Genomic DNA, 22,612 nt, shown 5'->3' with positions numbered 1-22,612 from the left:
TTTTTATTTCAGCTTTCGATTCCGCAAACCTGTCTGCCGACAGGCAGGCAAGTTAAAAAGTCAGATGCAATTCAATTCAGAGTTTGAGTAATAATTCGGTGAATTTTTGAAAATTCCGCAAGAGAGTTTTTCGTTTTTTATATCTTAAAACTCAAAAAAAAAATCGAAAAATAAACCAGGCTTTTTTCGTTCAGAGTGCGTTGCGCAATGAATGGCAACGTTGTTGTGTAAGGAAAGTTGCGTGGTTTAAGCAATAAATTTAGTAAATAAAACACGAACCAAGAAAATCCGAGAGGATTTTCGTAAGTAGGCTTTTACTAGCAATTTTTTTTACACGGTGTTGGCAATAGTTTTTTAAAATTCAGTTTTCGAATTATTGATTTTCGTGAAATTAAATTTTTCATTTATTTCAATATTATTCAAAACATTTTTAAATTCATTTTTCATTTTTTTGTCTCTCAAAAGTATTTCAAAATTATAGTTTTCTCCATTCTTTTTTAAAATTTTCAGGTAGTTTTTATTTCCATAAATTGAGTGAGTTGTCAAACTTCCATAACCCATATATTTTAGAAAAATACTTTCTATTTCATTTATTCCAATTTTATTTTCAATTCTGTCCAAATTGATTGAAATATATTTTTCACTTATTTTAAATACTCCGACTACTTTCGGTTTTTTAAAAGATTCTCCGAATATATAATATGCTCCAAATAATAATATTATTAAACTTAAATATTTTAAATAAATGTTCTGATTTTCTTTATTATATAAAAAAAGATAAAAATTCGCTAATAAATAAAGTATTCCAAATATTATACTATATAATTTAATAGGTTGTTTAGTTTCAATAATTTCAGTTTTGAATTCCTTTTTCATTTCGCTTTTTAATTATTGCCAACGGTTACGTATATGAAATGTTGCGTGTTTGAGTGCGAGGATTTTCCGAAGGAAAATCAGATGCAAGCAAACAAAGCAACTCACATTGGTTAAGGACAAAATAGCAATTTTTTATATACAATGTTGTAAGTAGTGCTTTTTCGCTTACTTGCTCAATTTCAGTATTCGGAAAGCACCTTGAATTACCAACGCAAAAACGATTGTTCCGATAATTAAATCAGGTTTACTCGAACTCAACCAATTTACCAAAATTCCAGCAATTATTACTCCTAAATTGATAATCACGTCATTTGATGTAAAAATCATACTCGCTTTCATATGAGCCTCTTCTTTGCTTTTTGACTTTTGCAAAATGTAAAGACAAATTCCGTTTGCGATAAGTGCAAAAATCGAAACGATAATCATTGTCGAAAAATCGGGAAGTTTCTCGTCTCCAAAAAATCTTCTTAAAACTTCCACAAATCCAATAATCGCAAGTGTTATTTGAAAATACCCAGCAAGTTTTGCAATCCGCTTTTTCTTAACTATAGTTCCTCCAACCGCAAACAAACTAATTCCGTACACGAAACTGTCGGCAAGCATATCCAAACTATCTGCAACAAGTCCCATTGATTTTGAGATAATTCCTGTTGTCATTTCGATAATGAAAAAAGCAAAATTAATTGCAAGTACAGACCAAAGTAGCTTTTTTTGGTTTGCGTTTTCTTTAAATTCCGTTTGGTCGGTTTGTTCCGTTGAGATTTTTTTTCCGCCTAAATTCAGTTCGATAACTGACTTTTCTATTTGGTCAATTTCTCCGCTGTGAAAAACAGTCAATTTTCGATTCGGAATATCAAAGTCCAAATTCGCTATACTTGAAATTCCGTCCAATTTCATTCGGATTAGATTTTCCTCTGAAGGACAGTCCATTTTGGTAATTTCAAATATCGTTTTATTCACTTGGTTTCTGGGTTTTTCGGCATTACTTACAACGGTTTTGTGTATGATTAGTTGCGTGTTTTAAGCACGAAAGTTAGCAAATAAAAACCGAATAGAAAATCCGCGAGGATTTTCGTAAGTAGGCGATAACCAAGCAATTAATTATACACGGTGTTATATAGATACTGCGTTCAGTTACTCTAAATTTCACTAAAACCCTTTAAATTCAATGCTTTATGTATTTTTACTAAACTAAAGTAATGCAACAAAATGCGCTAAAATGCTTGTTTTGTTGTACCTGTTGTTGTACCTTGGTACTCGGTTGCACCGCTTTGCATACCTTTAAAACCAGTACTTTATGTCTTCAATAAAACTAATTTTAAGAAACAACAAGATAGATAAAGCAGGAGAAGCACCTCTTTATTTAAGGGTTATCAAAGACCGCAAAACTAAATTCATTTCGTTAAGCCTAAAATTAAAGCCTAATGAATGGGATAAAGATAAGCAAAAAGTAAAGAAGAATCATAGTAATTCTACAAGGCTAAACGCTTACATTTCTCAAAAGGTAGCAGATGCAAAAGGAGAAATTGCAGACCTAGAAAGAAGAAACCAATCTACAACAGCAAGAAAACTAAAAGAGGCCATTAAGGGAAAACCTTTAACGAACTTTTTTGATTACTCTGATAACCTTTGTGAAAAGCGAAAAGACACTTTAGCATATTCAACGTATAAGAATTATAAAACTTATTTAAAGAAGTTTGAAAAGTTTGTAGGACATAGAGAATTGATGTTTGAAGATATTACAGTTACAACTTTAAAGGATTTCGCATCCTATTGTAGTTCCACATTAGGCAATAATAATACGACTATAAATTTTTCTTTAAAGATTATGAAGATAATGTTTAAGGAAGCACAAAAAGAAGATTTAATACCTTTAGATTTATTTCCCTTTAACAAGTTCACAGTAAAAAAAGAAAAGAGTACAAAACGCTATTTATCTGCTGAACAGTTTCAGGACTTTATGGATTTAGAAGTTTCAAATAAAGATAAAGCACAGATTATAAAAGATATGTTTATATTTTCAGTCTTTGCAGGTGGTTTAAGGTTTGGAGATATGCTAGAGCTAAAATGGAAGAATTACGATAAGAAAAACGGAAGAATAACAAAGATAATCAGAAAAACAAACAGACAGCACAGCGTTAGAATAGGTCAAAAAGCAGTTGAAATATTAGAGAAGTATCAACAAAAAGACCAGAAGCAAGAAGATATAATTTTCCCTTTTGCAAATATTGATAAAACCTATTTTACAGATAAAGAGCACAGAAATTTAATAACCGGAAGAGCAATAGCATTAAGTAATATGTATTTGAGAAAAATGGGTAAACGTTTAGAACTACCTTTCAATTTAAGCTTTCACATAAGCAGACATACATTTGCGACTAGGGCATTAAATAACGGTATGCGTATAGAACACGTTTCTAAACTTATGGACCATTCAGATATTGGTATTACACAAGTTTATGCAAAAATAATAAGTAGTGAGTTAGATAATGCGGTAGATAAATACATCAATTAATATGGGTGAATTTTCACAAATTGAAATCAAAATATTAGACCGTTTAACAGAAGTTGTAGATGGTAAATTAGAATCAATCGGTTATGAGAATAGCGAAAAAGATAGGATGCTTTATTCTACTTGTTTAAATGATAATGAAAAGGATAAGTTTACCAAAAAAGAGATAAAGAAACTTCAAAAGAAGATAGCTAAATGCAACTCAAATATTGCTGGATATGTTTCAGCTTTTCTTAACAAATATGAATTAGAACATCACGACGGAGATTTTTATAGTTACCGAGAACGTATTTGCCGGAATTTCATAAGTAATTATTACGAAGGCATTGAACAACTTACAGAAGAATACCAATTACTTGAAAAAGTAGAACAAGAGGATGAAATGTATTTTGAAGCTGTTTTAAATGATGAGCTTTATAGTTTTGATAAAAAGGAAATAGATGAGTTTATTAAGTATATGGCTTTAACTGAACGACTTTCAAAGTTTATAAGTATTTTAGAATCAGTAGAAGAGAAAAAGAAAAAACCTAAATTAGATGCTATTATTGATAAAATGAAAGCTGAAATTAAGGAAAGGGAATCAAAAAAAATCAACGATGAATTATCCGCTACTTTAGACAATTTAAGAGGTCAGCTCATCAGTAATTTACAATTATATAACCTCATAAAAGATATTACCAAATTAGATAAAGATGCTTTAGAATATTTAAAAGAAGATATAGGTTGGTATTTATGGAGTATGAAAACAGCCCAGGAATGTTTTTATTCTAAAGAAGAAACCGAGAGAGCTTATGAAAAAATAGAAAAAAAATATACTAAAGAGAAACAATTAGAACTTGGATATTTAAGGAAAACAAAAACTTTTTTTGAAGTTGAATATGTTGATCCAGAAGAACCGATTTATATTGATAAAGAAAAACTTCTGTTTCCTAATGAATTTACATCTATCAAGGAGTTAATTACAATAATTGATAAAGAATTAAATAAGTTAGAATCTATAAGTGCCTCAAATAAAACATACAACGTTAAACCAGATATGTCCGGTGAATACAAGAATGATGAAAACGAAGAAGTTTTATTAGTAGAGGAGTTGGAAAAGCGTTTAGCGATTGAGGCTGTAGAGTATAAAACGAAATGTGATGAACTTTGGGAAACTCATAAATTCGACCCGACATATTTTGATACATATATTTCTGGTGATTTATACAATGTGTTTTTAAAGTCGATTTATGAAAAAATAAAGCCTTTAAATGATTTTGAAATTAATAAATACCTAACACTATCCGTAAACCAATTTAAGACACATACACCGACCAAAAGAGCGGATGCATTTAAAAAAATATATCACGATACCTATTGGCATCCTAATTATATTGAATATAAGCCAGATCAATACGAGAATAAATATGCAATTCACGTATGGAAGCATTACGCTAATCATTTTTACCTATTTAAAGAAGCTACAGAAAATGTATTACAGGACTTTAAAAATGGCTTAATTGGTAATAAACAAAAAACTAATTATGATAAATTAGAAACCGCAAATACAGACGGAAAGAAGCTAAATCAAAAACAAGTGATAAATACCATTACAAAAGATATAATAGAAAAAATTAATTCAATAAATAAATATGAGTTGATCTTATTCTTAGAAAGTGAAAAATCAGGTGTAAAATTGTCTTCAGAAGAAATTGAAAGCCAATATTCGAGTTATACAGACAAAATAAATACGTACATAAAAGAAATATTTCTTGATGGAGATATTCCGTACTTAAACCGCCTTTTAATTAATGTAAATGAATACGTTTCAAAATGGAGAAAAATAAATAGTAATGATGATTACTATTTAGATATTGTTACTCGTAATGAAAAATACAGAGATCGTGCTGAAAACATTGATGTAGCTTACATAATTGAAACAAAACTTTTATTTCTTACTGAAATTAAAAACAATTTAGAACAACAAATTTTAAAGACAGAAATTAAAATTCCAAAAACTAAACCAAAATTAAAGCATCAGTCATTTACCTATAAAAAATTGAGATTGGAGTCAGCAAGTTTAACAGATTTAAGAGATTCGCTAAAAAGAAACAAGCTTATAGCAGAAGATACAAGTCTAAGTATTTTTAAAAAAGTATTTAGCGGTAATAAAATAGAAAAACCAATTGTTTGGACTGGTAATATTAGTGAACTTTCATATTTCATTAAACAACTGCATAACAACTTAAAATACGTTGAAAATGTAAAACAAGAAATATGGGCAGTTACTATAAATTGTTTTATCCAAGAAAATGGTGAACAGTATGACAGAAAAAAATTAAGAACTCAAAAAGTTCCTGCTACTTCAAAAAACATCGATTCTGTGCTAAATACACTAAAATAACACTCTACAGGTAAAGCACAATATTAAAATATTTTATGCATAAACAACAGTTAATCCCTTTTAGGTTAGCTGTTTTTTTATGGCACTCTACACTCTACACCTTACTCTAAACCCTAGTGCCTGAAGTGTTTTTAGCATCTGTTTACACCAATCTTTGTTGTCATAATCATTAAAATTTCACAAAATGGAAGCAATTATTTTAAGTGCACAACAGTACAAAGAATTAATTAATCGTTTAGATGTTCTAAACAAAAAACTAGAAGAAAAACAGAAGTCACCAGACGACACGTTTCTCGACAATCAAGAATTTTTGCAGCTAATGAATATTAGCAAGCGCACCGCCCAAACGTGGCGCGATGAAGGTATCGTATCATTTTCTCAAATAGGCTCTAAAATCTATTACAGAATGAGCGATGTGCAGAAGCTTTTAGATAAGAACCAGAAAAAAGCCTTTAAAACTAATAGAAGAGATTATACTGTAAATATCTAAAATTATGCAAGCTGTCGTATCAGTCTTTAAAGACTTCGTAAACAAGGTTGAGGATAAGCCTTTAGAAAAAATCCTAAATGATATTAAAATAGGCACTTATAAAGCTGAAATCAGCAATATAAGAAACCTAATTAGTAATGACAACAAACAAGGTGCAGACCAACTTAAAAAGCAATTAATTGCTTTTACAGTATCAGGCACTTTCAATAATGGTAGAAGTATTGATAAGGTAAATACGTATAGTAAATATGTAATTTTAGATATTGATAAATTAGATACTTCACATTTGCAATTAATAAAAAATACCACGCGTTTAGCACCTTATACCTATGCTTCATTTGTTAGTCCTAGTGGTAGAGGTTTAAAAATTATTGTAAAAGTAAACACAACAAAAGAAAATCATAAAGAAGCCTACAAGCAAGTTGTAGCGTATTACGAACAAGCCTTAAATATTGATATTGATACCTCTGGAAGCGATATTTGTCGTTTATGTTTTGTGTCGTCTGATGAAGATTGTTTTATCAATGCTAATGCAGATACATTTGAGGTTACTATAAAACCCTTAGAAGCACCGACAATAAAACAAAACAATAAAGTAACTAATGATATTGAAGCTTATATCTCTGAAATAGAAAAAACAGCAACTGATATTACAGGCAATTATGAAATGTGGCGAAATTTAGGTTTTGCTATTTCAGGAGAATACGGAGAAGCAGGAAGAGAATACTATCATAGAATTAGTAGATTTTATATAAAATACAATTATCAAGAATGCGATAAACAATTTACCAATTGTTTAAAAGCAAAGGGTAAAGGTGTAAATATTTCTACATTTTACTATATGGCACATCAAAATAATATAAAGCCATATAAAGAACCTATGGTAGAAGAATTGCTAACACCAAAAGACGAACTACAAGAAGAAGCTTATTCAGATAGTCCAACATTCTCAACTTCCTTAATTCCTCAACTTCCGCAGTTCCTTCAACACGTAGTTAAACATACTAAAACAGACCAAGAAAAAGATATAATGATATTAGGTGCGATAACAGCAATAAGTGCTTGTTTGCCGAAAATATACGGTATCTATGATGGAGATAAAGTATATTCTAATTTGTATTTATTTGTGACAGCGGCAGCAGCTTCAGGAAAAGGAAAACTAAAATTTTGCAAACGATTGGTAAATAAAATTCACAAAACAATGCGTGAAGAAGCAAAACTAATGGAAGCCGAGTATGATGTAGAATTAGCACAATACAATAAGAGTAAAGCGAAAGATGAAAATTTAAAAAAACCACCAAAACCACCAATTAGAATGTTATTTATTCCTGCAAATAATAGTTCAACAGGTATGTTTCAATTATTACACGATAGTAAAGGCAGAGGACTAATTTTTGAAACCGAAGCAGACACATTGGCCAAAAACTTTAAAACAGATTATGGCGATTATTCAGATGGTTTTAGGAATGCATTTCATCACGAAACAATAAAATATTTTCGCAGAACAGATAGAGAATATGTAGAGATTGAGGAACCTTGTTTGTCTTGTGCATTAACAGGAACACCAAAACAAGTGTTGGCGTTAATGCCAAATGCTGAAAACGGCTTATTCAGTCGCTTTATGTTCTATCAAATGCCGACAAGTACTAATTGGAAAAATGTATTTGCTATTGATACTAAAAAAGGTTTAAATGATTACTTTGATCAATTAGGTAGCCAATTCTACGAGTTATACAGACAACTAATTACTAATACAGAAATTCAGTTTTCATATACTGAAGAACAGCAAGAAGTATTCAATCAATTTTTTTCAAAAATTAATTTATACTATCTAAATGTAAATCCTTTAGAGTACAATTCATCAATAAAAAGAATGGGTATTATAGCGTTTAGAATTAGTATGATTTTAACCGTTTTACGAATACTAGAAACTGGAGATGTTTCAAATCCTTTGTTTTGTTCTGATGAAGATTTTCAAACAACACTTACAATGGTAAAAGCCTTAATAAAACACAGTAGTAAGGTGTATTCCAGTTTACCGCAAGATAAAGAAGCAATAAAATACAAAAACAAAAAACAACAATTTGTAGAAAACTTGCCATTACGTTTTACAACACAAGATTTTCAAAATTATGCTAAGCAGTTAACTATTACATCAAAAACCGCAGAGCGATATATTACTAATCTTTGTAAAACCAAGTTTTTAGTAAGAGAATCACAAGGCAATTATTATAATCCAACAAAAGAAGAAAGTGAGAAAAGTGAGGAAATTAAGGGGACTAAGTAAATATTCCCCTCACTTTCCTTAAAAACCGCATTTCTCTTGCTATAGATACTTAAAATATTTATATTTTTACTTTTCACACTTTTGTAAATTTCTTACAACATTTTAATTGCAATGAGTACAGACAAACTAGACCTTACCACACCAGACTTGGTAAATCAAAATATAGAAAAAATTGCAGCTTTATTTCCTAACTGCGTTACAGAAACAGCAGAAGGCAAAGCCATAGATTTCGACCTACTAAAACAAGAGTTAAACCACGAAGTTGTAGAAGGCGCAAAAGAACGCTATCGTTTAGAATGGCCTGGTAAAAAAGAAGCGATTGTAACCGCCAATTTACCCACCACAAAAACATTAAGACCAGTACGAGAAGATTCTGTAAATTTTGACACTACAGAAAATATGTACATAGAAGGCGATAACCTAGAAGTACTTAAAATTTTACAAGAAAGCTACCTAGGTAAAATTAAAATGATATACATAGACCCACCTTACAACACAGGTAAAGATTTTGTATATAAAGATAATTTTACACAAGATAGTGCAGAGTTTAAAGAAGAAACCGACCAAACAGATGAGTATGGCAACCGTTTAGTAGCCAACCCAGAAACTGCTGGGCGTTACCATAGCGACTGGCTCTCTATGATGTACCCTCGTTTAAAATTGTCACGCAATTTATTAACTGAAGATGGTGCTGTTTTTGTGTCTATTGATGATAATGAAATACATAACCTTCGTAAGGTTTGTGATATAATTTTTGGTGAAATCAACTTTGTTTGCGAATTAATATGGCAGAAGAAAACTGGATCATCTGACGCAAAAAATATAGCCACTATTACAGAATATATTTTAGTTTATTCCAAAAATATATCAAAATTGAATTTAAATCAAGATGAGGCTGCACACGACAATAACCGGTATAAATATAAAGATGAATATTATGAAGAAAGAGGACCATTTTATTATGATAATTTAGATAGAGGAACACTAGGGTATCACGAAACTCTTGATTACGGTGTAGCTACACCAAGTGGTGCAGAGGTATTTCCTAATGGTAGAACGAGTAAGTTGAATGATGGATGGAGATGGAAATGGGGTAAAAATAAACTAGAATGGGGTCTGAAAAATGGTTTTATTGAAATACAAGAATCATCATCGAAAGAGTGTGGATGGGGTGTTTACTATAAAATATATCTAAATGTAGATAATGAAGGAAATAAAATTAAAAGAAGCTCGCCTTATAAAAATATTATTCAGGGAATATTAAATACTCACGCATCGAATGAGTCTAAATCTTTATTCAATAAAACTGGCATTTTCTCAAATCCAAAGCCAGTAGGTCTTTTAAAGAAATTATCAATATTTGGTACAAATAAAGATGATATTCTTTTAGACTTCTTCTCAGGTTCAGCAACATCTGCTCACGCAATTATGCAATTAAATGCAGAAGATGGAGGTAATAGAAAATACATTATGGTACAATTACCTGAAATAACATATGAAGGTGTTACTGAAAAGTTTACAGATAAAGATGGTCTGGTAAAAGAAAAATATGTAATGGATAAAGAGACGGGGTTTCCTATTGTTAAAAAAGATAGTGAAGCAAGAAAAACAGGTTATTATACAATTCCTCAAATAGGCAAAGAACGTATTCGTAGAGCTGCAGCTCAAATAAAAGAAGAAACTAATGCTAATATAGATTATGGTTTTAAAGTGTTTAAAGTTGAAAGTAGTAACATGCAAGATGTCTATTACAAACCTCAAGATTACGACCAGGCTCAGTTAGATGTGTTTGCAGATAATATAAAAGAAGACCGTACTTCAGAAGATTTACTCACACAAATACTATTAGATTGGGGTTTACCATTAACCTTAAAAACAGAAACCCTAACCATACAAGGTAAAGAAGTGTTTAAAGTAGATAGCAATTACCTAATGGCGTGTTTTGCAAATGGTGTAGATGAAGCTTTTGCCAAAGAAATTGCTACTTACCAACCTTTACGTGTGGTGTTTAAAGATAGCGGTTTTAAAGACGATACCGCCAAAGAAAACGTAAAGCAATTGCTAAAGCAATTAAGCCCTAATACTGAAATGAAAGTGATATAAGTTATGGAGAACGAACGATTAAATAAAGTTGTACACTTCACTAATATAGTTTCGGTATTAGTTGTTTTTAGCTGTGTTATTGCTATTCTAACGCTAGGTTATAATTTGATGCCTAAAACAGCAGAGATCAACAAAAATGAAGTAAATCTCATTTATAGTTTAAAAATTGATTCAACGTATGCAAGAGATTCAATTAAAAAACCTCTTTTAGATTTTAAAGAAACTACGACTAAAAATAATGAGAAGATTTACAAAGAAGTTAACAAGTTAATTACTGATTTTGAAGAACGCAATAAAGAGTTGTTACGTCAAAAACAGGAACAATCTAATTTTGTATCTCTATCCTCAGCTCTTTTAGGTATTCTACTTGCTATCGCAGGTTTTTTTGGTTTTAAGTCAATAAAAGAAATGAAAAAAGATGCTTTAGAAACTGCAACAGAAACTTCAGAAAAAACGGCGGAAGTAGTAGCAAAAGATACCGCGAAAATAACAGCCGAAATAACAGCAGAAGAGGTTGCTAAATCTGAAATGCGTGAAAAATACACTAATATTAAAGATGAAATACGGGATACTGTTTTAGCAGAGGTAAAAGTCTTTGTTGATAAAAAGAACATAGCTAGTGTCGATGATTTAAAATCAGAATTAGACAGTTTGAAAACTCAAATAGAAGATTGTTGTAATATTGAAAATATTGAAGAAGAGAATCAACAGGAAGAACAAGACTTAGTAATAGGAAACGAAGGTGCTGTTGAAAGTAATCAACTAGAAGAAGATATGTTTTCTGATGATGATTTAGAACAATAAAATAGGGTTATGAAAGCAATAGAATTATATAATAAAGAAGATAAACGTATATTTATTACCGCTGTACCTTTTAAGGTTTTAAATAGGGTTATTAAGTTTACTGAAAGAGAGAAATCTAATTGGTTTGCTTCTAGCGATTCAGAAATTGAAAACGATACACTTTTAGATAAATACTACCAAAGACCCACTAACGAACAAAGGGTAAAAGGTATAAAGAAATATATTGAAAAGACTTTGTTTGATGAGTCAAGTAAAGAGGAAGTTTTATTTCCGTCTTCATTAATTTTAGGTATTGATATAGAGTTAGAAACAATAAAAAAAGAAGCAGATATTTCAAGCTTTAATTTTCCTGAAGAAAAAGGGAGTTGCTTAATTGTTGATGGTCAGCATAGAATGAAAGCAATGCTTAAATTGTATGAAGAACTTAATAATAGCATTGATAAGGATAATAAAAAAATAAATAAGATTAACGAGTATAAATTTAATTGTACCATTCTTGTTAATTATGACTTATGGGAGCAAGCAAGTATTTTTGCTAGTGTTAACTTCAATCAAAAACCTGTAGATCGCTCATTATACTATGATATTTTTGGAGAACCACCAGTAGATTATAAAGATAAAGCTAAGAGTAATTTATACATCGCGCACGAGTTAGGGAAATACTTAAACAGCTCTAAGAAATCACCTTTAAATGGCTTTATTCAAAATTTCAAAAAGCAACAAGGTTTTGTCTCTCAGTCCTTTTTAATGCAAGCACTATTATCTCATTTTGGTTCAAGAGGAACTTGGAGAGAAGTTACTGAAGACTACAAAGAAGACGGTGAATTATATAAAAAATTACCTAAGGTTTATGTGAGCTACTTTAATGCTGTTAAAACAGTTCTAAGTGACTATTGGCCAGATTCTATAGATAAAAGCATGTCAACAATACTTACAAAAACTACCGGATTAAGTGCATTCATCAAATTATTAGGACATATAAATAAAATGATGAAATTAGGATTGTTTCCAGACTATGATAAAACTAATTTAATGGATTTAGAAATGAATCAACTTACTTCAATATTTGAAAATATTTTCAAAAAACTAACAGTTGTAAATAATAATTCAAATAAAACAAAAGCAGAAGTTTTATTTGGAGAAAATAGCAAATATGCAGGTTCAGGTTCAGGTGGTTTGCAAAGTCAATTATTTAAAGAATTGGCAGAAGCAATTGGAGTACCTGTGTAAATAGTATTTGTTTTTAGGAAGAATTAAAAGGCATTAAGGAACATTAATTAGTGGTTGTAAAGTGTTGATAAATAAAGGCTTTTTGTAGATAAGGAACATTTGCCCATAAATAAGGAACAAATTTAAAAAATGAAGTTACAGTTTAAAGAACAACAATTTCAAGTAGATGCTGTAAATGCAATAACAGATTGCTTTCAAGGGCAAGAGAAAGGTGGTGGCCATTTTACATTAGAGCGTAGTAAACAGTTAATGCAAAAAGCTAAACAAGCAGCTGCTGGTGTCAATACTTTACAATTTACAGAAGAAGTAGACGAAAATATTGGGTATAGAAATAAGCTACTAAAAATTACAGACAGCCAGTTATTACAAAACATACAAAAGGTACAACAGCAAAATGATATTAGAGAGAGCGAAACTTTAGAAAAACCAAAGGTTCAAAAAAAAGGAATTAATCTTACCATAGAAATGGAAACAGGTACAGGTAAAACCTATACCTACATTCGTACAATGTACGAGTTACACGAGCAATATGGTTGGTCTAAATTTATCATTATTGTTCCTAGTGTAGCAATTAGAGAAGGAGTTTACAAATCCTTCGAAGTAACACAAACACACTTTCAAGAAAAGTTCGGTCATAAAATAAAGCCATTTATTTATAATTCTTCCAAGCCTACAGATATAGAGAACTTTGCTTCAGACAGTCGCATTAGTGTGATGATTATCAACACTCAAGCCTTTAATGCACGTGGTAAAGATGCTAGACGTATTTATGCAGAAATAGATAGTTTCCAATCCAGAAGACCAATAGATATTATTGCACAAACCAATCCTATTTTATTAATAGACGAGCCACAATCTGTTGATGGTGTTAAAACATTGGCAAGTATGCAAGATTTTAATCCCTTGTTTACAATACGTTATTCTGCAACCCATAAAGAAGAGTATAATAAAGTCTATCGTTTAGATGCATTAGATGCCTATGGCAAAAAGTTAGTAAAGAAAATACACGTAAAAGGGATTAACCTTAAAGGCTCTACAGGTACAACAGGCTATGTATATTTAGAGCAAATTGCAATAAAAGCAGGAAAACCACCAGTAGCAATTATTGAATACGAAAAAAGACAAGGTTCTGGTGTAAAACGCAAAAGAGAGCGTTTAGAAGAAGGTGCAAATCTGTTTGAATTATCTGGCGAAATGCCACAATACAAAAATTGTTTAATCACAGATATTAATGGCGCTTCTAATACAATTTCTGTAAATGGTGTAACGCTTCAAGCAGGTGATGCAGTTGGCGATTTAGACGAAAAAGCGTTTAGACGCATTCAAATTAGAGAAACCATTTTATCGCATTTACAAAAGGAAAAAGAATTATATAATAAAGATATAAAAGTATTATCCTTATTTTTTATAGATACTGTAGATAAGTACCGTAAATATGATGAAAATGGAGAACAAGTTTTAGGGGAATATGCACAGATATTTGAAGAGGAATACAACAAATTAAAAAACGATTTTCTAGACTTATTTCAACAAGAATATAATGACTATTTAAAAGATACAGATCCTGGTACTGCACGTAAAGCGTATTTTCCTAGTGCTTATGCAGAGTTTTTAGATAGAGATAAAGCGGATGAAATTCACAATGGGTATTTCTCAATAGACAAAAAGAAAAAGTTTATTGACCCTAGCGTAAAACGTGGTAAAGAAGATTCAGACGATATTTCGGCTTACGATTTAATAATGAAAGACAAAGAACGCTTGTTAAGTATGGATGAGCCTACACGTTTTATCTTTTCGCATTCTGCATTAAAAGAGGGATGGGATAATCCTAATGTATTTCAAATTTGTGCATTAAAACATACAGAATCTGCAAGTAAAAACAGAAGACGTCAAGAAGTTGGGCGTGGTATGCGTTTATGTGTTGAAGGTAAAAATGGTGTGCGTCAAGATTATGATACAGTTGGTGATGCTGTACATAGTATTAATAAATTAACCATTATAGCTTCAGAAAGTTATGAGGATTTTGCAAAAGGACTACAATCAGAAATTGCAGCTACATTAAAAGATAGACCACAAAAGGCAGAAGTAGAGTTTTTTATGGGTAAAGTAGTTACAGATGCAATGGGTGTAGAAATGCGTATTGATAAAGAGGTAGCTAAAAAAATACATTTTAATTTAATAGTTAATAGGATTATAGATGAAGATGATAAAATCACAACAGAAGGCAAAGAAGCAATAGAGCAAAACAAGGTAACCTTACCTGAAAATTTAGAACCTTTTAGAGCATCTATTACCAAATTATTAAAATCTGTTTATACTGGTGAAATGATTAAGCCAGAAAATGATAGGGATAAAATAACGGTAACATTAAATAGGAATTTCTATAAAAAAGAATTCCAAGAATTATGGAAACGTATCAATATTAAAACTATTTATGAAGTAAAATTCGATACCGAAAAATTGATTAACGATAGTGTAATTAGGCTAAATGCAGATTTACACATTTCAGATAGAGTCTACGAAATTAAAACAGGTTTTCTAAAAGACAGTAATAAAGAAGAATTACAAAGTAAAGAAGGATTTAAACAAACTAATAGAGAATCTAAAAAACTAAATGCAGATTTGTATACAGATACGGTATATGATATAGTTGGTGAAATAGTAAATGTTACCAACCTAACTCGAAGAAGTATTGTGGCTATTTTAAAGAAAATAAGTCCGCAAAAATTTACATTATTACGTAAAAACCCTGAAGAATTTATTGCTAAATCTGGAGGTTTAATTAATGAAGTAAAAGCCAGTTTAATACTTAATAACATTACGTTTCATAAAACCGAAGATCGTTTCGATTCTAAAACGGTATTTACCAATGAAATTACAGTAGATAGAAATTCAGAAGAAGTTAAAAAACATATCTATGATTATATTGTATCCGATTCTAATATTGAAAAAGAATTTGCTGAAGCATTAAGCACTAGTACAGCGGTTTCTGTATTTGCTAAACTACCTAAAGATTTTTACATCACAATTCCAACAGGGCGTTACAGTCCAGATTGGGCAATAGTTTTTGAAAAAGAAAAAGTACGTGAAATTTACTTTGTAGCAGAAACAAAAGGTTCAGATAAGCAACAAGATTTAAGAGGTATAGAAGCATTAAAAATACATTGTGCCGAAGAACATTTTAAAGAAATTGGTAATGGTGAAGTTCTTTTTAGCAAAGTAAGTACTTATGAAAAAATGTTGGATATGGTTACCTTAAAATAAGATGAGTTAGATGAAGTTAATAGATAATGTAAATACACGTTTAAACGATGAGTTAAAATCAGAAATAAAAAAAGGCAGTAAAATGGCTATAGCTGCTTCGTCATTTTCTATCTATGCTTTTGAGGCTTTAAAAAAAGAATTAAAAGGAATTGAAGACCTTAAATTTATTTTTACATCACCTACATTTTTAAAGGAAAAGCTAAATAAAGAATCTAGAGAATTTTACATACCTCATATTTTTAATGAAGCCGATTTATGCGGAGGGGAATTTGAATTACGTTTAAAAAGTGAATTAAATCAAAGGGCAATAGCTAAAGAGTGTTCGCAATGGGTAAAAGATAAAGTAACCTTTAAATCTAATAAGAACGCTAATACACCTTTAAATGGTCTAATACATATAGACAATACAGATGCTGGTGCAGCATTCTCTAACATCAACGGTTTTACAACTTCAGATTTAGGGGTAAGTCATAAAAAAGGCTTTCCAACACTAATCCAAAAAGTAGATTATCCGCAAAGTAGTGCTTATTTAGAATGGTTTAATCAGATATGGGAGAACGAAGAAAACTTACAAGATGTCACTAATTTTGTGCAAGAGTATTTTGAGAATGCATACAAAGAGAACAGTCCAGAGTTTATTTATTTTATAACACTCTATAATATTTTCAACGATTTTCTAGATGATATTGCAATGGAGAATTTACCTAATGACGAAATTGGGTTTAAAGACACCCACGTTTGGTCTATGCTGTATAATTTTCAGAAGGACGCTGTTATAGGTGCTATTAATAAATTAGAAAAATATAACGGCTGTATCATTGCCGATAGTGTAGGTTTAGGTAAAACCTTTTCAGCTTTAGGCGTTATTAAATACTACGAGAAAAGAAATAAAGATGTTCTAGTATTATGTCCTAAAAAGCTAGAAGCAAATTGGAATACATATCGTCAAAATGATAAGGATAACATTTTATCTAAAGATAGATTTAGATATGACGTATTATTTCATACAGATTTATCTCGTGAAAGAGGTATGAGTAATGGTCGAAATTTAGAGAATGTTAATTGGGGTAATTATGGTTTAGTAGTAATTGATGAATCTCACAATTTTAGGAATAATAATACATCCGTAGGTAAAGAAAATAGATACCAAAAGCTGTTGCGTAAAATTGTACAAGAAGGCATTGAGACAAAGGTGTTGATGTTGTCTGCAACACCAGTAAACAATAGGTTTAACGATTTAAAAAACCAATTAGCATTGGCTTATGAAGGTGCTTCTGAAAAAATAGATGAAAAGTTAGATACTGAAAGAGGAGTTGATACTATTTTTAGAAGAGCGCAATTAGCGTTTAATAGCTGGTCTAAATTTGAAACAGAACAGCGTACTACTGAAAAGTTATTAGAAATGTTAGATTTTGATTTCTTTGAAATTTTAGATAGTCTAACAATAGCACGTTCAAGAAAACATATTACAACGTATTATGATACATCTGATATTGGTGAGTTTCCAAAACGTAATAAACCAATTTCTATTCAAAGTGCATTAACAAAACATACCGGTACTAATTATGTTGAGATAGCAGAAAAGTTAACATTATTAAACCTTTCTGTCTATTCACCATTAAGCTACATATTACCAAGTAAAGTTCAATTGTATGCAGATTTATACGATAAACAAGTAAAAGCAGGTTCAAGCACATTCGCTCAAATTGATAGAGAATCAAGTTTGAAAATTTTAATGCGTATGAATTTATTAAAACGTATTGAAAGTTCGGTATATGCTTTTAGATTAACAATTCAGAATATTCTAGGTCAAATCAACAACGCTATAGATGCAATAGAAAAAGGGGAAGAAAATACATTCTCTGGTCTTCAAGCAAATGTAACTAGGGATATGGATTGGGAAGCAGATTGGGGTGATGAAGAAAATGTAATTGGTAAAAAAGTAAAAGTTCATATTGCGGATATGGATGGTAGAAAATGGAAAGAAGATTTAAGTGCTGATGTAGAAATATTAGAAGAGCTTTTATCAGAAATTTCTATGGTAAAAGATAGTTTAGATTTTAAGTTAAATGATATAAAAGATCTTGTAAAACAAAAAATTGAAAATCCTAAAAACCCTAATAACAAAAAGGTAATTATATTTACTGCTTTCGCTGATACGGCTAATTATTTATATGATAATTTAAAATCAGAATTTAAAACCTTTTATGGATTAAATACAGCTTTAGTAACGGGAAGTAAGCGTAAATGCACTACAAAGGAAATCCCAACAGATTTAAACACATTGTTAACGTGTTTTTCGCCACGTTCTAAAAGCAAAGAGCAATTACATCCTAATATTAAAGAATCTATAGATATTTTAATAGCAACAGATTGTATTTCAGAAGGTCAAAACTTACAAGACTGTGATTTTTTAGTCAATTACGATATTCATTGGAATCCTGTACGTATCATTCAACGTTTTGGTAGAATAGATAGAATAGGTTCTATAAATACAAATATCACAATGGTAAACTTTTGGCCAGATATTACTTTAGATAATTATATCAATCTAAAATCTAGAGTTGAAAACAAAATGCTCATTAGTAATATGGCAAGTACTGGTGATGATAATATTTTAAATACTGAAGACAAAGATTTAGAATATAGAAAAATTCAATTAAAGAAACTACAAGAAGAAGTAGTCGATTTAGAAGATTTAAGGGAAGGCGTTAGTATTACAGATTTAGGTTTAAATGACTTTAGAATTGACCTATCTAATTATATAAAGAAGTATGGAGAGTTAAAAAATATTCCTGAAGGTTTACACGCTATAGCAGAAGCTAATGACTATTTTGAAAAAGGCGTAGTATATGTATTGAAAAATGTAAATACCGCGATCAATATTGATAAAATGAATCGTTTGCATCCATATTATATGGTGTACATAAAAGATAATGGCGAGGTGAAATTTGGTCATATTGATGGTAAAAAGACTTTAGATGTTTTTAGAATGTTATGTAAAGACAAAAAAGAGCCATTAGTTGAAGTTTGTAAATCTTTTGAGGTAGAAACTAGTGCATATAGAGATATGTCTAAATATTCTAACTTACTCAAAAAAAGTATTGGTTCTATTGTTGAAACAGAAGAAGAAAAAGAAGTATTAAGCCTATTTAAGGCAGGTGGTACGGCTTCAGGTAAAAGCCAAATTAAAGGAATAGAAGATTTTAAATTAATTTCATTTTTAGTGATAAGATAAAATGACCTTTTTTCAATTACCAAATCAAGCTAAAAAAGATAAAAGCATTCCTAAAAATGCATTTTATGAGTATGCTACATCAAAACAAAAACAACTGTTTGTTGACGTTGTAGATAAAATTAGATGGCAATATAAATTAGCTTCTGATACTATTAATTTAGAAGGTGATGAGGTACAAGAGATTCAAATATTTGAAATTAGTTTAAAGCAAAGAAAGAATATTGAAACGGTACTACCAATTATTGAAAAAGCCATTCCTTATCATATCATATTTATTATATCATTTAATGATGAGGTAATGTTATATACATCACAAAAGCATGCACATCCAGTTAATGAAAATAATGCTGTAGTAGATTGGGTATTTAAAACAGATTGGTTTAATAGCACATCAAGTAAATATAATATAGTATTAAAGGAAAGTTTAGATAAAGTATTTAGTGATTTTTGTTTTCAAATTTCTAATAATTCTGTAGCAGATTCTAAAAGGGATTTAAAAGAACTAATTGAAAAGGAACAAAAAAAACAAGACTTAACAAATCAAATTAATAGATTAGAAGCTCAAATAAAGAGAACGAAACAGTTTAATAAAAAGCAACCTCTTAATAGCGAACTAAATAAACTAAAAAAAGAGTTAATATACATAACTGAACATAATACTTAAATTAATTCGTATATTAGTAACGTTATATATAACTCAAAATAAAGTATATAATATAGTTTTTGGTATAAAAATTGTTTTATAACAAATATATTATATAGTTTTGCACAATATTTAGACCATTATGGCAATAGCAATTAAATCAATACCAGTATTAAAGAATAAGGCAGCAGCTAACTTTACAACTAAAGTTACTGAAAACTCTGCTAGAAGATCTACTGTTGATTTTTCTAAGCAAACTTCAATTGCTTCTAAAATTTTAGCTAAGGCAAAACTTTAATAGTATTGCATTGGGGTTTCTACTTGAAAATTGTACACTTCAACTTTATAATCAAGCGCTAATAGATTGTTGTAATCCTTTCGATTGCGACCATACCGATTTAAACGATTTTTTTACTAATGATGTAGATAATTATTCTAATGAACTTTTAGGTAAGACCTATTGTTTTACATTAGATAGAGATCCGTCTGTTATTGTTTGTGCGTTTACTATTTCTAATGATAGTATAAAAACTACTCATTTACCTGGTTCTAGAAAAAGGAGAGTAATTAAACAAATTCCTCGTCCTAAACATATGCGTACATATCCAGCTGTACTTATTGGTAGATTAGGAGTTCATAAAGACTATAGAGCTATTGATGGTGAAGTAGATAATACAGGTAAGCAATTAATGGATTTTATAAAATCTTGGTTTATTGATGGAGCTAATAAAACAGGTTGTAGATTTATTGTTGTAGATTCATATAATGAGCCGAGAGCATTAAAATACTATCTTAAAAATGATTTTGAAGCTTTATTTTCGTCTGAAGAACAAGAAAAGGAATTTACTGGTTTACCAACAGATGCAGTATTAAATACACGATTAATGTTTTTTGATTTAATTATTCTTACAAAAGAAGTAGTTCAATAATTCCCCACAACCCAAATCCCAGTTTTCTCGTACCTCAAAATCCTCTGTCTTTTGTGTTGTTCCGCGCGCTACCACATAGTTGGTTTTATGTCACAATAGTTGTAGCCAACGCTATAATAGCACATTGCTTCTTTTTATTTAAAAGTATCTATTTTAATAAATTCGTACAATAAAAAAGCAAAGAGCTATTGCCAACGCTCAAACAACTATTCCGCCATAAAACCAACCCAAAGCTAAGTTACATAATAGAAGTTATAGGAGCAAAAATCCTTTCAATGGTTGCCTACGGCGTTTTATTATATTTTCGTCGCTATAACTGCTATTATGTAAAATATCCGCTCATCCAAAGCTCACATCCGTACTTCAAAAAAAAATTTGAACAAGCATTAAACAATCGAACAATTAAAGGATTACGTTAATTTATTATAATATTCGTTATCTCATTCAACTGCACAAAACCATCGTTAAGTCCAAGTATTCCTTACCTCAAGTCTTTGTTTGTTTCATTTCGCTAACAAATATTAAAGTCCACTTTTCCCCACCACCCAAGTCAGCGGTTATAAAAAAATAGGTTTATAATATTTTGAAGTACGCCATAGCACATTACTTTTTATCGTGCCTCAAAAAAGCAATAAGCTATTGTCTAAAAGTCCTGTATAAGTAGCTTTTTTAAATGCTGTTTTATCAAACAACTATTTAAAACGCTACCCATACAAACGCTTCACCCAACGCTCAAATACGAACTGAAACCTATTTTTTTAAGTGTTAATTCCCCAGAAAAGTATTTTATTTTCGTTCTAAAATTTATTATTATGACAACAAAAACAATCCAAATTACAGAAGTATCAGTTGATGAATTAGCAGATAAAGTAGCCGATAAACTATTGCTTAAAATAAAAAGCTATTTAGATGATTTAAGCACTAAAGAAAACGATGTCTATTTAACAAGACAAGAGACAGCAGATTTTTTGAAGATTAATGCAACGACACTTTGGCATTGGACAAACAAAGGTAAAGTCATTAGTTATGGTTTAGGGCATAGAAGATATTACAATAAGCAAGAAATTATAGATACATTAAAGAAGAATCAATTGAAATTAAAATAAAAAAAGGTAGCAAATATATGTGGCTTCCTCTGCCAGCCGCACAAGGCAGTAAAGGTCAAGCCCTACGGGTTTTGAATAAAACTTTTTTCACAATATTTCTTCTATTTCATTAAACATTTTAACTAAAAAAACTTTTATCCAAAAACCTTGACAGCCTTATCCACGCCACAATAACTATGGCTATCTTTTTTTCTTTTCAAAAAAAATAATGGTGCAAAGCGTAGCGAAGCAATTTTAAATTGGATAGCTATGTCAACTTTTGAACTAAAAACACACAAATCTGGGCGCACTTACTCGAACCCTCATTTTTTCATCCTAAACAAAGGTCTAAACAGCGGAAAACCACTCGCAAACCCTTGTCCCAATTGTTTTGTTGTAACCACAAAAACCGAAGAAGCAAAAAACACATTATTTCACTTATCGATGATGTTGCAAATTGGGGGTTTTTATGCCTACTATTTAAAAGGTAGTGTTATTCCGTTTATCTCAATAGATGATTGCAGAAACACGCTTAAAAATAGTTTAAAGCAAAACAAAAATTCGGGTTTTGAACTTCAAAAACAAATTAATCTAGTTTCTGTTATCAGTAAAAAAGAAAAAGAGTTGCAAAATGTCATTGATAAAATGGCAGTTTTAAAGGTTGCATATATTCGTAATTGTTTCAAAATAATGCAAAGTAAAGAAGCTTAATGCAAAAGTATCATACAAGCCTAAAACAGTAACAAAATGGCATAATATTAGTTATAT

General features: G+C 30.2%; 16 protein-coding genes. 14 read left to right on the top strand and 2 right to left on the bottom strand.

Translation table 11 applies throughout. The features are described 5' to 3' along the window. Positions 1–354: 354 nt before the first annotated feature. Positions 355–876, bottom strand: coding sequence for a hypothetical protein (locus tag SJY43_RS15530; protein WP_396601655.1), 522 nt, complete (start codon positions 874–876; stop codon positions 355–357). 165 nt (positions 877–1,041) lie between these two features. Beyond that, complete coding sequence (locus tag SJY43_RS15525) at positions 1,042–1,836, bottom strand: cation transporter (RefSeq protein ID WP_179007457.1); 795 nt, start codon at positions 1,834–1,836, stop codon at positions 1,042–1,044. A gap of 337 nt (positions 1,837–2,173) precedes the next feature. Here SJY43_RS15525 and SJY43_RS15520 point away from each other — a divergent pair, with 337 nt between their 5' ends. The 14 genes from SJY43_RS15520 (at position 2,174) to SJY43_RS15455 (ending at position 22,555) form a co-directional block, all read left to right on the top strand. Continuing rightward, positions 2,174–3,391 carry a tyrosine-type recombinase/integrase gene (locus tag SJY43_RS15520; protein WP_396601654.1) on the top strand — a complete coding sequence of 406 codons (1,218 nt, stop codon included), beginning with the start codon at positions 2,174–2,176 and terminating at the stop codon, positions 3,389–3,391. A gap of 1 nt (position 3,392) precedes the next feature. Continuing rightward, complete coding sequence (locus tag SJY43_RS15515; RefSeq protein WP_396601653.1) at positions 3,393–5,771, top strand: hypothetical protein; 2,379 nt, start codon at positions 3,393–3,395, stop codon at positions 5,769–5,771. Positions 5,772–5,955: 184 nt separating this feature from the next. Beyond that, positions 5,956–6,261: a helix-turn-helix domain-containing protein gene (locus SJY43_RS15510; RefSeq protein WP_396601652.1), complete on the top strand. Its 306-nt coding sequence runs from the start codon at positions 5,956–5,958 to the stop codon at positions 6,259–6,261. A gap of 4 nt (positions 6,262–6,265) precedes the next feature. Then, complete coding sequence (locus SJY43_RS15505; protein WP_396601651.1) at positions 6,266–8,548, top strand: DUF3987 domain-containing protein; 2,283 nt, start codon at positions 6,266–6,268, stop codon at positions 8,546–8,548. Positions 8,549–8,659: 111 nt separating this feature from the next. Beyond that, entirely contained in the window at positions 8,660–10,651 is a 1,992-nt protein-coding gene (locus SJY43_RS15500) for a site-specific DNA-methyltransferase (protein ID WP_396601650.1), read from the top strand. 3 nt (positions 10,652–10,654) lie between these two features. After that, the gene (locus SJY43_RS15495) at positions 10,655–11,455 is read left to right on the top strand and encodes a hypothetical protein (protein ID WP_396601649.1); all 801 of its coding nucleotides are present in this window, start codon (positions 10,655–10,657) and stop codon (positions 11,453–11,455) included. 9 nt (positions 11,456–11,464) lie between these two features. Beyond that, positions 11,465–12,685, top strand: a complete 1,221-nt coding sequence (locus SJY43_RS15490; RefSeq protein ID WP_396601648.1) for a DGQHR domain-containing protein — start codon at positions 11,465–11,467, stop codon at positions 12,683–12,685. 129 nt (positions 12,686–12,814) lie between these two features. Further along, a complete protein-coding gene (locus SJY43_RS15485; RefSeq protein WP_396601647.1) occupies positions 12,815–15,949 on the top strand; it encodes a type III restriction-modification system endonuclease in 3,135 nt (1,044 codons plus the stop codon). A gap of 10 nt (positions 15,950–15,959) precedes the next feature. Continuing rightward, the gene (locus SJY43_RS15480; RefSeq protein ID WP_396601646.1) at positions 15,960–19,187 is read left to right on the top strand and encodes a helicase-related protein; all 3,228 of its coding nucleotides are present in this window, start codon (positions 15,960–15,962) and stop codon (positions 19,185–19,187) included. A 1-nt stretch (position 19,188) separates the two neighbouring features. Then, a complete protein-coding gene (locus SJY43_RS15475; RefSeq protein WP_396601645.1) occupies positions 19,189–19,851 on the top strand; it encodes a DUF4391 domain-containing protein in 663 nt (220 codons plus the stop codon). Between the two features lie 121 nt (positions 19,852–19,972). After that, a complete protein-coding gene (locus SJY43_RS15470; protein WP_396601644.1) occupies positions 19,973–20,128 on the top strand; it encodes a hypothetical protein in 156 nt (51 codons plus the stop codon). A 10-nt stretch (positions 20,129–20,138) separates the two neighbouring features. Beyond that, a complete protein-coding gene (locus tag SJY43_RS15465) occupies positions 20,139–20,759 on the top strand; it encodes an N-acetyltransferase (RefSeq protein WP_396601643.1) in 621 nt (206 codons plus the stop codon). Between the two features lie 812 nt (positions 20,760–21,571). Next, positions 21,572–21,865, top strand: coding sequence for a helix-turn-helix domain-containing protein (locus SJY43_RS15460; RefSeq protein ID WP_396601642.1), 294 nt, complete (start codon positions 21,572–21,574; stop codon positions 21,863–21,865). Positions 21,866–22,114: 249 nt separating this feature from the next. Beyond that, on the top strand, positions 22,115–22,555 hold the full coding sequence (locus tag SJY43_RS15455) for a DUF6943 family protein (RefSeq protein ID WP_396601641.1): 441 nt from the start codon (positions 22,115–22,117) through the stop codon (positions 22,553–22,555). Positions 22,556–22,612: the final 57 nt, after the last annotated feature.

Origin of the sequence: Algibacter sp. R77976 (assembly GCF_044594645.1) — a bacterium.
GTDB lineage: Bacteria > Bacteroidota > Bacteroidia > Flavobacteriales > Flavobacteriaceae > Algibacter_B.
Note: the sequence above shows the minus strand (reverse complement) of the source record. Positions and strands in the feature narration are given on the sequence as shown.

Coding starts and splice junctions, on each gene's coding strand:
- SJY43_RS15460 (WP_396601642.1), top strand. CDS start 21,572: ATGACAACAAAAACAATCCAAATTACAGAAGTATCAGTTGATGAATTA.
- SJY43_RS15480 (WP_396601646.1), top strand. CDS start 15,960: ATGAAGTTAATAGATAATGTAAATACACGTTTAAACGATGAGTTAAAA.
- SJY43_RS15510 (WP_396601652.1), top strand. CDS start 5,956: ATGGAAGCAATTATTTTAAGTGCACAACAGTACAAAGAATTAATTAAT.
- SJY43_RS15505 (WP_396601651.1), top strand. CDS start 6,266: ATGCAAGCTGTCGTATCAGTCTTTAAAGACTTCGTAAACAAGGTTGAG.
- SJY43_RS15475 (WP_396601645.1), top strand. CDS start 19,189: ATGACCTTTTTTCAATTACCAAATCAAGCTAAAAAAGATAAAAGCATT.
- SJY43_RS15500 (WP_396601650.1), top strand. CDS start 8,660: ATGAGTACAGACAAACTAGACCTTACCACACCAGACTTGGTAAATCAA.
- SJY43_RS15470 (WP_396601644.1), top strand. CDS start 19,973: ATGGCAATAGCAATTAAATCAATACCAGTATTAAAGAATAAGGCAGCA.
- SJY43_RS15530 (WP_396601655.1), bottom strand. CDS start 876: ATGAAAAAGGAATTCAAAACTGAAATTATTGAAACTAAACAACCTATT.
- SJY43_RS15455 (WP_396601641.1), top strand. CDS start 22,115: ATGTCAACTTTTGAACTAAAAACACACAAATCTGGGCGCACTTACTCG.
- SJY43_RS15485 (WP_396601647.1), top strand. CDS start 12,815: ATGAAGTTACAGTTTAAAGAACAACAATTTCAAGTAGATGCTGTAAAT.
- SJY43_RS15515 (WP_396601653.1), top strand. CDS start 3,393: ATGGGTGAATTTTCACAAATTGAAATCAAAATATTAGACCGTTTAACA.
- SJY43_RS15495 (WP_396601649.1), top strand. CDS start 10,655: ATGGAGAACGAACGATTAAATAAAGTTGTACACTTCACTAATATAGTT.
- SJY43_RS15520 (WP_396601654.1), top strand. CDS start 2,174: ATGTCTTCAATAAAACTAATTTTAAGAAACAACAAGATAGATAAAGCA.
- SJY43_RS15490 (WP_396601648.1), top strand. CDS start 11,465: ATGAAAGCAATAGAATTATATAATAAAGAAGATAAACGTATATTTATT.